Below are 11,918 nucleotides of genomic sequence, written 5' to 3'. Positions count from 1 at the left end.
CTTGTAGAATTGATAAATGCAAAAATTATTGCAATTGTGCCGCTATGCGCATCAATTTCGAATTTGCTGAACTGGAGGCGTTTCTTGTCCTTCTGGAAACGCGATCTTTCGTTGCCGCCGCGCGGTATCTCGGCGTGTCTCAATCAGCGCTGACCCGGCGCATTCACAAGCTGGAAACCGCGTTAGGCGCGATGCTTTTCGAGCGCACCACCCGTTCGGTTCGCCCTACACTTGCAGCCAAGAGGTTGCAGCCAAGGGCACAGGCGATGGTGGAAAACGCCCGAGAAACAATGCACGAACTGCGCGATGACACGGCCCGCTTCGCCCACCAGAACCGTGCCATCGTCACGATCGCCGCCGTGCCGAGCGCCATCCCGCGCATCGTCATGCCGGCGCTTCGATTGTTCAGAACCGGCCCAAGCGAAGCGCGGGTTCGAATTCTCGACTTTCTTGCCCATGACGTCACGAACGCGGTCGCAGAGGGAAAGGCGGATTTCGGTGTCTCATCCTTGCCGGTCTCCGACCGAAGCGTGGTATTCGAGCCACTTGTCGATGACCGGGTCGTTCTGGCTGTCCTGCGCGAGCATCCACTTGCATCACAGCAATCGGTCAAATGGGAGACATTGTCCGCGCACCCGCTGATCCTGCCCTCGCAGGGAAGCGGCAATCGAGCACTGATTGATCAGGCCATGGCGCGTGCGCAGCGCAGCCTGTTTTGGAATTACGAAGTGCCGCGCACATCGACAGCCCTCGAACTTGTCCGCAGCGGATTGGGAATCGCCCCGCTGCCAAGATCAGCCATTCCGATCAGCGGAGAGGGGGGAATCGTCACATGCGAGTTGACGCATCCGGCAATCTCCAGAACGATTGGCTTGATCGACAAGACGGACGCCGCCTGCTCGCCTTCGGCACGGCGGCTCAGAGACATGATCATCAGCGCCGGTCGGGATGCGGCGTGATTTGTTCGATGGTCAGGATGTGACAAGGCCGCCGAGGCGACGACTGAGCACATCAGCCTGTTTGTGAAGGATCGGCAGATGGGCGGCCACCGCATCGTCGGTCATGCGCCAGACCGGCCCGGATATGCCAATTGAAACATTCAGACGGGAAGACAGGCCGGGCACGATGATGGCGAGGCAGCGCACATTTTCATCGAATTCGCAGCGGTCCTCGGCAAAGCCCAGCTCACATACCCTTTCAATCTCGGTGCGAAGTGCGGCCGCATCCCGAATGGTATACGGGGTGTAAGCCTCATAGCTGATCGACTTGACGATCGCGTCGCGATCCTCCGGGCTGCATCGCGACAGCAGCATCTTGCCGATCGCCGTTGCATGAATGGGCCGGGTCTGTCCCTTGCCATAGGAAATTTGAATCATCCCGGGCGCATCAGCCCGGGCGACGACAATCACCCGGCTGCCGGTGCGCACCGCAAGATGCGCGGCTTCGCCGGTCATTGCACTGAGTTCTTCCAGGACCGGCTGACCAGTAAGTGCCAGAAGGCGCATCTGCGGTGCGCCCGCTGCCAGGGAAAAGATGCGCGGGCCAACAAAGTACTGTTTTCCCTCGTCCAGGCGCGCGAGGTAGCCGAGTTGATCAAGCGTTTTGACGAGATGAAAAATGGTGGAGTTGTGCAGGCCCGTGGCTTCCGCCATGTCGGTCAGGCTGGCCCCATGCTCGCCACCCGCGTCCACCACATCAATGATCGCAGCAGCCCGCTCGAGCGACTGAATGCCGCCCTTTGCGGGTCCACCGGATTTCTCTGTCTTTTCTCGCGTGCCGGCCATTGCGCCCGTCAGATGTCGTTGATCGGTGTCGTCACGACGATGAAGGTCAGGTCGCCGAGACCGGTATTTTCGATGCTATGCCAGGACCCGGGTGCGAGAAAGATGATATCATTTTTTCTCACGACGCGTTTCTCTCCATCAATTTCCATCAGCCCCTCGCCGTCGAGCACGTGATAGACCTGCTCCTGCACGTCGTGCACGTGGCGCTCGACATAGGCCATCGGCTGATATGTCGAAATGCGGTAGTCAAGTTGATGCGAGCCGGTTGTCGTAGGATGCACCAGCGGCTTGGAAAGTGCCGAGCCGTGATGAGCGGGGAATTCCTTCCACGGCACCTCCGCGATGTTGCGGATGACCGACTTTCTTTCCACGCTCGCTTCAGTATTGTCCTTGTTCATTTCACTCTTCCTTTCGTTTGTTAAGGCCGCCAGGCGTTGCCGAAAACCGGCTCCTTCGGTGTGAGCGGCGGCAATTCCCAGGTGCCAGTGGCGGGCGGGCGAATGTTTCCGTCGACATGCACATCGATCAGGCTCGGCTTGCCGGATGCGATTGCTGCTTCCAGCACCCCGGCGAAATCCTCCGACTTCGTGACCGTATGTCCCTCAACGCCTGCGGCCCGGGCCCAGGCTGCAAAATCGGGATTGTAAGGTTCGGCGTTATCACCGCGATAGAAACCGGTTCCATATTCGCGGCCCTCGAAATAGCCGTATTGAAGATCGCGGATCGCGCCCCAGACGAAATTGTTCCAGACCACCCACACAACCGGGATGTTGTATTCCACGGCGGTGCACAAGACGTGCGGCACCATGGTAAAGCCACCATCGCCGCAGATGCTGATACATGGGCGGTCGGGCGCCGCCAGCTTGGCGCCGAGAATGGAGCTCGGTCCGAAACCCATGCCCGAATAGCCCCAGGTATTGAGCATGCTGCGCGGTCCGCGCGCCTTCCAGAACTGCATGTACCAATTGTGATGCACCCCTGAATCCAGAGAGAGGATGGCGTTGGCGGGCAAGACCTTCAAACAGTCCTCGACGATGCGGTAGGGCGCGATCGGTGCCGTGTGCTGGCCCCAGTTGGGCGCCAGAAACGCCTCCCACTCCTGCCGCCAGCCGGCGATGTCGGCCTGCCAGTCTTCCAGCCTCGGACTTTCATCAATCCCGCGTTCCGACAGCTCGGCCAGCACCTGGCGCAGGAACGTGCGCGCATCGGCAAGTATGGCAATATCGGGCGTGTAATTGCGGGTCAGTTCCGCATGGTCGAGATCCACATGCACGAGCGCCGTCTCGGGAAAGTTCCAGGAGTAACCGGGTTTCCAGCTCGAGGCGGAACGGTCATCGAAGCGCACGCCGATGGCGATCACCAGATCCGCATGCCGGCCGGCCTGATTGGCCTGATAGGCGCCGTTGCGGCCGATGAACCCGAGCGAGAGCGGATCCTGCATGTCGATCGTGCCCATGCCGTTCGGCGATGAAATCACCGGAATGTTGAGCCAGCGGGCGAGGCGGGTCAGCTCCTTCTCCCCCTCGGACAACGTCATGCCGTGGCCGACGAACAGCACCGGCCGCCGGGCAGCAAGCAGCCGGTCGACGACGTCGGTCACATCGTCGGGGCTGGCGCCCGAGCGACGCTCACCGAAGGCGCTGCCGATCACCTCCGCTGAAAGGTCGGCCTCCTCCTGGAAGAGGTTGTAGGGAATGTCGAGATTGACCGGACCGGGACGTCCTGTGGTCATCGTGGCACAAGCCTGGCGGATCTGCACCGGCAGCATCTCGGCGCGGGTCGGCTGAAAGCTGCGTTTGACCACAGGCTTGATGACATTGTTGAAATCAGCCTGATTGTGCAGGTTCAATTCCTGAAACGGACCGCGATTGAACTGCTGCGTCGGAACGTTGGCGGTGATCGACAGGATCGCCGAACTGTCGGTTTGCGCTACCGCCAGCCCCATGATCTGGTTGGCCGAGCCCGGACCTGTGGATGTCAAGGTAGCGGCGGCGCGGTGTGCGACGCGGAAATACCCATCAGCCATGTGAACCGCGGTTTGCTCATGACGCGGCGAAACCATCTTTATGTCGTCCCGCACATCGTAGAGATGGTCGATCAGGCCGACCGTACCGTGGCCGCACACCCCGAAAATGTAGGGTATGCCTTCCCGGACAAGAGCCTCGGCGATATACGCGCCGCCTTTCTGCTTGGTCATTCTCGTTTCCTTTCGCATTCAATTCTTGCCGGCCGCATGCCGCGCGACGCGCCAGCCAAACGTCATCCCCATGCCGATTTGCGCTCCGGCACCGGGATACTCCCCTGAAAAACACGACTGCATGTCATTGCCGCAGACATACAGGCCCGGGATCGGCGCGCCCGTTTCATCGAGCACTTCGCCGTCCGGCGAGGCGGCCAGGCCGCGGCTGGTGCCAAGCGGCGTCGGATGCAGTTCCACGGCATAAAGCTCGCGTGAACCCACCGGACCAAGACAGGGATTGGGCTTGTGCCGCGGATCGCCATTGGCGCGCTGATAGACCGTTGTGCCGCGGCCGAAGTCCTCGTCGACTCCACGCGCGGCAAAGCTGTTGAAACGCGCGATGGTGTCGCGCAGGGCATCCGCCGGAACGTTAATCGCCTGAGCCAGCCCGGCGATGTCGGCCCCGTATTTGAGATAGCCATCCTTGCGATAGCTGCCCAGAAACGGCGTGCGCGGGCGCACGATGCCCATACCGTACCGGCGCAGGAAGTCGCGATCACCGATTAGCCAGGCTGGGATGCAAGGCACATCGGCGTTTGCGACATACATCGAGCGCACGAAATCGTGGTAGGACAGCGCTTCATTTGCGAAACGTTGGCCCTGGCTGTCAACGATAATGCAGCCGGGTTTGGCGCGATCGAGCACGATATGCGGATAGACAGCGAGGCTGCCATCCTTCCGGCGACGGATCGAGGAAGGAAACCACAGCCCGTTATCCAAGCCCGGAGGGCCTAGCGCAGCGCCTGCCGCGAGGCCCAGTTCCACACTCGACCCAGCCGCATGCGGGGCGGCCGGAGTGTAACGAGGCGTGGGCTTCGGCAGTTGGCTCTCGCGCCATTTTCCACTGGATGGGTAGCCGCCGCCGGCAAGCACCACGCCTCTGCGGGCTTTCAGCATGCCTTCGCGCGTGCCAAGCGCATATTGGACACCGTTAATGCGATCGCCATCACGCTCGAGCGACGTGACGGTGACATTTTCCCAAATCAGGCCGTCACGGCGCAGCAATTGCCATAAGAGCCGTCCGACGAGGCCATTCCCCATAACCAGACGCGTGCCGCGATTGTAGGATATCCGGTCGCGTAGATAGCGCAGGGTGAGGCGTGCGCCTTTCAAGGCAGCCCTCGGCGACCTGTCGAAATGAATGAGCTCTCCGGCTTCGGCACGGCTGACCATCATTCCGCCAAACACAGTCAGTTCCCGGATCGGCGGCGCCAGCAGGGAAAAATAGCCGCCGAGTTTGCGTCCGTCGAAGGGCAGCGGTTCCAGCGGCCGCCAGCCCTCGCCAGCCCCGTCGATTTCCGATCGGTAGTCCGCGGCAGTCGGCATTGGCCGGAAACGAATGTCGGCGCTTTCTGCCAGGTCGGCCTCCATGCGTGGCGCCGTGTCCAGGAAGACCTCCCAGGGTTGGCGCGGGCCGCGCGCACCGACCAGCTTCTCAAGATAGGTTGCGGCGCGCGTCCGGTCGTCACTGATCCCGGCAGCCCGCATGTATTGGTTGTCCGGAATCCAGACCGTGCCCGAGGATCGCGCCGAAGTGCCGCCGAGCACCGGAGCCTTTTCCAGAACCACCACCTGCAGCCCCGCGAGCAGCCCGGTCAAGGCTGCTGTGAGGCCCGCCGCTCCACTCCCCAGAATGATCAGATCAACCTCGCGCAGGGAACTGAGATCCGGTCGCTCGCGCGGATCAAACGGCGTGCTCGCCCCTTCTTTTGTTAATATTGTGGAGTTGGATTTCATAATATCGTATTTCAGGCCACACATTGTACTGCCATGTCAACATGTTTGGCTCGGAAATCATCTCGCTCCGCCGGGCGGAGCGTCTTGCACGCGCCAACAGACGACCCGGATGGCCGGTATCGCGTCTCTTGCGGAAAATATGGCACGAAAGTCGGGAGCGGTTATATGCCTCGCAGCGTCGCCCGGAGTTCGCGACACCGGTTCAGCGCTTTGTGCGCCCGCCGGTCATTTTGATGCGATGATCGCGGGCTTCTCTATTGCTTCGCGGTTGGGTGCGCCGATCGGTTCGAAACCCGGCCATTTCTTCTGCAGCGTGAGTTCACGCGCCACCTGCTTTAACTCGCCCGCGACCATTGCTGCAGCTGTTGTCAGGCGTTCCGGCGGCAGAAAATGCAGAAAATTGCGTCTGCGGAAACTGACATCGGAGAACGTCAGGAACCGCCAGGCACGTCCGTGCCCTCCCTCTTTCATCACGGCGCCGATCGGTTTGATCGTGGCGCCGATATCGTCGTGCACAGCGTCCATCAACAGCGACAGGGAATCGATTTCCGCCACCACCTTTGTGCTCAGCCCGCGGTTTTCAAACACTGCGGTAATGCGCTGGCGCAGCCCATGTGACGAGGTCGGCAGGATAAGCGGAATATCTGCCACCTCGCTTGTCGAGACGCTGCTCTTGTCCTTGGCGACCAACTGGCTGTGTTCGGGAATGATGAGAAACAGTTCTTCCGAGAGGAGCGCCTCCACCGAAACGTCCGGCGCCAGTTCCTGGCTGAACAGGACAGCCAGATCGAGTTGTCCCATGCGCATCAGATGCCCGATGTGGCCGCTCATGCCCTCCACAACATTGAGAAGGATACCGGGATACCGCTCGCGAATTCGCCGCACCAGTGGCAGGCCCATGGCGGCCACGGTGGTCGCCGGCAAACCGACGGTCACCATGCCTTGCACTTCGGCGGTCTCGCTTCTGGCGATCGAAAGTGCCTGGTCGAGTTGGCGCAGCATGAAGCGCGCGTGATGATACAGCGCCAGACCGTTGTCAGTCGGTGTGACGCCCTTGTGTGTCCGGTTCAGGAGCGGCTTGCCGACCTGTTCCTCGAGCTTGGCTATCTGTTGACTGAGTGCCGGCTGGGCGATGTGGAACGCGCGAGAAGCCTTCGAAAGGCTGCCGCTGTCGACGATCTGCACAAAATATCGAAGCTGTCTGATGTCCATAATGGCGGGAATACTAGGCCGGATTTGCCATATAAGTAAACCTTATACCTAGTCTCGGAATCGCGTATTTCTGCTCGCTGTTGCGGTTCGCTATAGTCCCGCCAAATCGACGGGTAGGAGGCCCGTAGGTCGTCGCTCGGGGGCGGCTTCCGCACGATTTCTGATCCTAGGGAGGGATAAAATGAGCAAGCTAGACAAATCCAATCTGATTTCGCGCCGCACCGTACTTGGCACGGCGGCGGCTGGCGCCGCGACGCTCGCCATGCCGGGTTATCTGCGCGCCCAGTCGGGGCCCATCCAGATTGGCCACCTGACGCCGCTGACCGGATTTCTTGGCGTGATGGGAGAGTGGGCCTCTCTTGGCGTCCAGCTCGCTGCCGAGGAGATCAATGCCGCCGGAGGCGTGCTGGGGCGCCAGGTTGATGTTCAGACAGAGGATTCCATCAATCCGGAGAACGCTGCCACCAAGGCGCAGCGCATGATCGAACGCGACAACAAGGACGTGATCCTTGGCGAAATCAGCTCGGCTTCCACCCTGGCAATCGGTCAGGTCGCAGAGCGCAACAAGAAGCTGTTCATTGCCACTGGTCCGCGCTCGGACGTGTTGCGCGGCGAAAGCTGCAACCGCTATATGTTCTGCACCGACATTCCCAACACCGTGAATGTCAACGTCGTCGGTGAAAGTCTGAAACGCGACAACATGGTCGATGGCCGCAAGTTCTTCACCCTGACCGCGGACTACGTTTTCGGCCACGATCTCTTGGAAGCAGCCGAGCGCTTTTTCGAGGCCAACAACGCAGAGCTTGTCGGCAACGAACTGATTGCAACCGATCTGACCGATTTCAGTCCGTTCATCCTCAAGATCCGCCAGGCGCAGCCCGACGTGGTCTGCCTCAATTTGGCGGGCAACCAGGTGCCGAACTTTGCCAAGCAATATGCCGAGTTCGGCTTGCCGTTCCCGACCGTCGGCTTCGGTTTCAACACGGTCGATGGATGGGCCGCCGGTCCGGGCAACATCACCGGCACGTGGCCGGCAGTTTGGTACCATACCCTCGATGTTCCCGCCTCGCTTGAATTTGTCGAGCGCTTCAGGGCGAAGTTCGGCAAGACACCCGAGAACCATGCCTGGATCGACTACATCGCCATGAAGATCCTGGCCAAGGCGATGGAGGAGACCCAATCGGTCGACAACGAGGAACTGGTGGACTACCTCGCATCGGGCGCCGAATTCGACATCCTCAAGAACCGCAAGGCCTATTTCCGCGACTGGGATCATCAGCTGATCCAGGAAGCCTATACGGTCACCGCACGCGATCCTGATGAAGTGTCCGACGTGCTCGAACTGATGGAACTCGGACAAGCGGTTCCGGGTCCGGATCAGGACCTGACCCTCATCTATCCGACACGCGAGCAGAGCGGCTGCAGTCTGTAAGAATGCCAAATGCTGCGGAGGCCGGCTGTGTCGGCCTCCGCAGCACAGGGCAGCTCGACGGCCAGAGGGTTGCGACCCCGTTCAAGCACGGACCTGACACATGCAAATCGTTTTTTTCTTCGAGCAGGTCGTCAACGGCCTGGTCCTTGGCGGCTATTACCTGCTGATCGCCCTGGGACTGTCGCTGATTTTCAGCGTCGGAGGCATCGTCAATCTTTCACACGGGGCCTTTTACGCCCTCGGCGCCTATCTCTTCGTCGAGATGTTGCCAACCTTCGGCTTTGCCGGCGCGGCAGTGATTTCGCCGGTGCTGGTCGCATGCCTCGGAATCCTCTTTGAGAGGCTGATCCTCAGACGGTTTTATGACGAGGATCCGATCCTCAGCCTGCTTGTCACCTTCGGCCTGGCCCTGGTGGCCGAACAGTCCATCCGCATCATCTGGGGCGGAGCGCCGCTGCTGGCCTCCTTGCCGCCCGATCTCAAGGGATCGGTCATCATCGGTGACTTCCTGTTCTCCCGCTACCGCTTGCTGATGCTCGGCGTTGTGGCGCTCATTCTCCTTGCCCTCTGGCTGATCCTGCAGCGCACCTCGTTCGGCCGCGTCGTGCGCGCCGGCATCCAGAAGCCGGATATGGTTGCTGCCCTGGGCATCCGCCTCCAGCCCTACATGACGGCGATTGTCATGCTGGGCGTCGGCCTTGCAGCACTCGGCGGCGCCCTTTTCGCGCCCATCACCATCGTTCATCCCGCCATGGGCGATGAAATCATCACGGTCGCTTTCGTCGTCGTGATCATCGGCGGTCTGGGCAGTTTCTGGGGCGTGGTCGCAGCGGCGCTGCTGGTCGGCGTTGTCCGCGGTGTGACCATCCACTTCTATCCCGCTGCCGGCGAAGCCTCGATGTATGTGCTCATGTTCCTTGTCCTGCTGCTGCGCCCACGGGGTCTGCTGGGCGAACCGATCGAGAAGTTTGAAAAATGACCCTGACGTCTTTCGCAAGATTTAGGCCCATGCTGCTCGGGCTGGCGGGCGTGATCGTTCTGCCCTTCATCCTTCCGCTGCTGGGGCTCACTCTCAACACGGCCACCCTGATCATTGCCTTGGTGATCGCCACCCTCGGGCTCAACATGCTGATGGGCTACACCGGACTGGTCTCCTTCGGCCACGGAGCGTGGTTCGGCATCGGCGCCTATGGTGCTGCCCTGTCGCAGCTTCACTGGTTCGGTTCGAACGTCGTCGCCTCGCTCTTGGTCGGCATGCTGGTGGTTGGCGCAATGGCGTGGCCGATTGGTCTGCTGATGCTGCGGCGCCGCGGGGTCTATTTTGCACTCATGACCTTGGCCCTGTCGGCGCTTGCCTTCACCATTGCCTTTCGCTGGACGGCTGTCACCGGCGGAGAGGATGGTCTCGGCGGTTTCGACCGCGGCACCCTGCTGATGTTCGATCTCGATGACGGCATCACCTACTATTGCTTTGTCGCACTAATTGGCCTTCTCGTCCTCTACGCCCAACTCAGGCTGGTGCGCTCTCCCTTTGGGCACGTCCTGGTGGCGATTCGCGAGAACCAGGAACGCGCCACGTTCCAGGGCTACCCGGTGCAACGCTACAAGCTGCTAACATTTGTGCTTTCAGCCATGGTGACGGGTCTGGCCGGTGGACTGGTTGGTTTCCTCAACTACATCGTCTCCGCCGAGCCGACGGCCGTGGTTTTCTCCGGCGAATTGCTGGCGATGGTCGTGATCGGCGGCATGCACAACTTTCTCGGCCCGGCCGTCGGCGTCCTGTTCTACACCCTGTTCCGGGAATGGTTTTCCATCTGGACGGAGAACTGGCTGCTGTGGTTTGGACTGATCTTCGTCGGTTTTGTGATGTTCTCGCCAGGCGGGCTCGTCGGAATCTGGCAACAGGTGACAAGGCGCCTGCGGCCGGAACCCGAAGAGGCAGCCGCCATGGCTGGCCGCAAGATACGCGAAGGGATGGACATTCCTGCATTCCTGCAGCCGAAAATGTCATCCGAAACTGTGCTTGAAGCAAGCGGACTGGCCAAGCATTTCGGCGGAATACGCGCTGTCAGCAATGCCGGGCTCAGTGTCGAACCTGGTCAGATTCACGCCCTGATCGGCCCGAACGGCGCCGGCAAGACGACCTTCTTCAATCTGATCAGCGGTCGTTTCGTCCCCAGTTCCGGCAGTGTCCGTTTGCACGGCCGGGAAATTCAGGGAAAAACGCCCGACGCCATCTGTCAGGCAGGTCTGGCACGCTCCTTTCAGATCACCAATCTGTTCGAAGGCATCAACGTCCGCGAGAACATCCGCCTCTCGGTCCAGGCCAAGCATGCCTCACGCTTCAATCTCTGGCGCGACGTCGAGGATATTGACCAGATCAACAGCGAAACCGACGAATTGATGCAGTTCCTCGGCCTGGCCGGCATGGAACAGGTGAAGGGCGCTGATCTGTCCTATGGCGGGCAGCGACTTGTCGACCTCGGCATTGCCCTGGCTTCCAAACCGCAGGTGTTGTTGCTTGATGAACCGCTTGCCGGTCTTGCCGCAGCCGAACGCGAGCGCATCGGCAATCTCGTTGCCGCCATTTCCCGGCACATCCCGGTTCTGATCGTCGAGCACGATATTGACCGCGTGCTCGGCTTTTCGCAGCGCGTGACGGTGATGACCGAGGGCGAGGTCCTCATGAGCGGCACACCCGAGGAGGTCCGCGCCAACAAAAAGGTTCAGGAAGTCTACACCGGTACAGGCACGCCGCCGGTCACTGGACGGCTTGCCGGAGATGCCAGCGCGCAGCCGATGCTGCTGCAGGTGAGAAACATCAATACCTTCTATGGCAAGAGCCACATCCTCAACGACGCTTCGATCGATATCCGCCAAGGCGAGATTGTCGCGCTGCTCGGCCGCAACGGCGCCGGCAAGTCCACGCTGCTGAAGTCGATCGCCGGGCTGGTGCCTCCGCGGTCTGGTCAGATTACCTTTGACGGCCAGCAGATTGCCGGCAAGCCCGCCGCTGATATCGCCCGCGCCGGGATCGGCTATGTGCCGCAGGGCAGGGGACTTTTCGCTGGCATGACCGTGGCCGAAAATCTCTCGCTCGGGCGCTTGGCGCGCGCCACCGAGGCGGAAAAGGGAACTGTCTGGAGCGAAGAGAAGATCTTCGAGATGTTCCCGCGTCTGAAGGAGCGCTACCGCACCTACGCCGACTATCTTTCGGGTGGTGAACAACAAATGCTGGCGGTGGCACGCGCCCTTTCGGGCAACGTCCGCCTGTTGTTGCTCGACGAGCCCTTCGAAGGCCTGTCGCCGGCGGTGGTCGAGGAACTGTTCACTGTCTTCGATCAGATCCGCCGCGAAGTGCCGATCATCATTGTTGAACACAATCTCGATCTGGTGCTGGCGCTTTCCGACCGGGCCTTCGCGCTCGAACGCGGTGCCGTCTTCCACGAAGGACCGGCCAGACCGCTGCTGGAAGATCTGGACTACCGCAAAGAAATCCTTTGGCTCTAACTGT

The 11,918-nt window shown here is 60.8% G+C and carries 9 protein-coding genes; 4 read left to right on the top strand and 5 right to left on the bottom strand.

Translation table 11 applies throughout. The features are described from left to right. Nucleotides 1-44 precede the first annotated feature (44 nt). On the top strand, nt 45-959 hold the full coding sequence (locus KY465_RS08075; protein ID WP_219201163.1) for a LysR family transcriptional regulator: 915 nt from the start codon (nt 45-47) through the stop codon (nt 957-959). Nucleotides 960-971: 12 nt separating this feature from the next. On the opposite strand, the gene KY465_RS08070 is transcribed toward KY465_RS08075, so the two are convergent. The 5 genes from KY465_RS08070 to KY465_RS08050 all read right to left on the bottom strand — a co-directional run bounded on the left by KY465_RS08070 (nt 972) and on the right by KY465_RS08050 (nt 6,972). Continuing rightward, nucleotides 972-1,784: an IclR family transcriptional regulator gene (locus KY465_RS08070; RefSeq protein WP_219201162.1), complete on the bottom strand. Its 813-nt coding sequence runs from the start codon at nt 1,782-1,784 to the stop codon at nt 972-974. Between the two features lie 8 nt (nt 1,785-1,792). Next, nucleotides 1,793-2,182 (bottom strand): cupin domain-containing protein, encoded by a 390-nt coding sequence (locus KY465_RS08065; RefSeq protein WP_219201161.1) that lies wholly within the window; start codon nt 2,180-2,182, stop codon nt 1,793-1,795. Between the two features lie 20 nt (nt 2,183-2,202). Beyond that, on the bottom strand, nt 2,203-3,981 hold the full coding sequence (locus KY465_RS08060; RefSeq protein WP_219201160.1) for a thiamine pyrophosphate-binding protein: 1,779 nt from the start codon (nt 3,979-3,981) through the stop codon (nt 2,203-2,205). Between the two features lie 18 nt (nt 3,982-3,999). Continuing rightward, entirely contained in the window at nt 4,000-5,760 is a 1,761-nt protein-coding gene (locus tag KY465_RS08055; protein WP_219201159.1) for an FAD-dependent oxidoreductase, read from the bottom strand. A 225-nt stretch (nt 5,761-5,985) separates the two neighbouring features. Then, nucleotides 5,986-6,972 (bottom strand): LysR substrate-binding domain-containing protein, encoded by a 987-nt coding sequence (locus KY465_RS08050; protein WP_219201158.1) that lies wholly within the window; start codon nt 6,970-6,972, stop codon nt 5,986-5,988. Between the two features lie 181 nt (nt 6,973-7,153). Between KY465_RS08050 and KY465_RS08045 the strand changes: the two genes are divergently transcribed. The 3 genes from KY465_RS08045 to KY465_RS08035 all read left to right on the top strand — a co-directional run bounded on the left by KY465_RS08045 (nt 7,154) and on the right by KY465_RS08035 (nt 11,914). Next, the gene (locus KY465_RS08045) at nt 7,154-8,404 is read left to right on the top strand and encodes an ABC transporter substrate-binding protein (protein ID WP_219201157.1); all 1,251 of its coding nucleotides are present in this window, start codon (nt 7,154-7,156) and stop codon (nt 8,402-8,404) included. Between the two features lie 100 nt (nt 8,405-8,504). After that, nucleotides 8,505-9,383 carry a branched-chain amino acid ABC transporter permease gene (locus KY465_RS08040; protein WP_219201156.1) on the top strand — a complete coding sequence of 293 codons (879 nt, stop codon included), beginning with the start codon at nt 8,505-8,507 and terminating at the stop codon, nt 9,381-9,383. Beyond that, nucleotides 9,380-11,914 (top strand): branched-chain amino acid ABC transporter ATP-binding protein/permease, encoded by a 2,535-nt coding sequence (locus KY465_RS08035; RefSeq protein ID WP_219201155.1) that lies wholly within the window; start codon nt 9,380-9,382, stop codon nt 11,912-11,914. Before KY465_RS08040 ends, KY465_RS08035 begins: the two co-directional genes overlap by 4 nt. Nucleotides 11,915-11,918 lie beyond the last annotated feature (4 nt).

The organism is Neohoeflea coraliihabitans (assembly GCF_019334345.1).
Lineage (GTDB): Bacteria > Pseudomonadota > Alphaproteobacteria > Rhizobiales > Rhizobiaceae > Pseudohoeflea > Pseudohoeflea coraliihabitans.
This window is presented reverse-complemented; position numbering and strand designations above follow the sequence as displayed.